Annotated in this window: 2 protein-coding genes; both read right to left on the minus strand. The window is 49.2% G+C overall.

The annotated features are described in order from the left end of the window. Nucleotides 1-951, minus strand: a 951-nt coding sequence (locus tag ACTHUM_RS13505; RefSeq protein ID WP_440403113.1) for a monovalent cation:proton antiporter-2 (CPA2) family protein, incomplete at its 3' end; no start/stop codon positions are given. 270 nt (nucleotides 952-1,221) lie between these two features. After that, nucleotides 1,222-1,601: SDR family oxidoreductase (locus ACTHUM_RS13510; protein WP_440403114.1), on the minus strand; the 380-nt coding region annotated here is incomplete at its 5' end.

The following is a 1,601-nucleotide window of genomic DNA, read 5'->3' on the forward strand; positions in this document are numbered from 1 at the left end:
GCGCAAAGCGATGATGAAGACGACCAGTGCTTTCAAAATCAACAGGATTGCCAACAAAATCAGGATTTGCTGCCAGTTACCTATCAGCGCCTGAATATCCAGCTTCATACCGACGGTAATGAAGAAGAAGCCCAGCAGGATATCGCGGAATGGACGGATATCATCTTCCACCTGAATGCGGTATTCGGTTTCGGAAAGCAGCATACCGGCAACGAATGCGCCCAATGCCATAGAAAGGCCTTCAAGCTCTGTCAGATAGGCTACGCCCAAAGTAACCAGCAAAACGTTGATCATGAAGAGTTCGGACGATTTGCGTTTGGCAACCAGTCTGAACCAGCGCGACATCACACGGCTGCCGATAACGAACAAAATGCCCAAGGTCAGCAACATTTTCAAACCGGCCAAGCCCAGCTCTACCCACAAGTTGCCTTCGCTGCCGCCTGCAAGCGCCGGAATCAGAATCATCAGCGGTACAACGGCAATATCCTGCATCAGCAAAACACCCATGGCCATTTGACCATGCGGCTGACCCAGCTCGGTTTTCTCCGACAAAATGCGGCTGACGATGGCGGTGGACGACATGGTCAGTGCACCGGCAGTGGCAAACGCCCAGTTGAACGGTGTGCCCATCGCCATCAAAATGCCCATAATCGAGAGCATGGTAACGATGACTTGCAAGCCGCCCAAACCGAACACGAGGCGGCGCATGGCTTTGAGTTTAGGCAGGGAGAATTCGAGGCCGATGCTGAACATCAGAAACACAATACCGATTTCGCCCAAATAGTCGGTAGCGTGGCTTTGCGGAATCAGTCTGAACATACCCGGACCGGCAATAAAACCGACCAAAAGATAACCGAGCATGGAAGGAATGTTGAATTTGCGGCAGCAGATAACCGTAATAACGGCAACCAACAGAACAATGACAATGGGAGCAAGGGAAAATTCGTGCATAGAGTGGGCGGCCTTTCATTAAAAGTAAATATTGTTATATAGAGGCCGTCTGAAACACGTCGAAAACCGACAGCAAACCCAAATAAAAACGCACAGAACTCAATTTATTCCTGCGATTTAATTTCCCGTATCATGCTTATTTGGATTTACTGTTTCGAGCGTTATCTAACGGATTATTAAGATTATATCAAGATAGAATGTAAAATAGTGTTTTGATTGACAAAAAGGGCCGTCTGAAATATTCAGACGGCCTTTAAATAAACAAACGGTTTAAGGCATCAACATGCCGCCGTTGACATGAAGTGTCTGACCGGTAATGTATTTTGCCTGATCAGAAGCCAAGAACAAGACTGCATCGGCAATATCTTGCGCTTCACCGAATTTGCCCAAAGAAGTTTGCGCTTCAAAGGTTTTGCGGGTTTCTTCCGGCAGAGCGCGGGTCATATCGGTGTTGATAAAGCCGGGGGCGACGCAGTTGACGGTAATGCCGCGGCTGCCGACTTCGCGCGCCATGGATTTGGAAAAACCGATCAAGCCCGCTTTTGCCGCCGCATAGTTGGTTTGACCGGCATTGCCCATCACGCCGACAACAGAAGTGATGTTGATGATGCGGCCGGCACGCTGTTTCATCATGCCGCGCAATACGGCTT

The organism is Neisseria sp. P0021.S006, assembly GCF_051956895.1.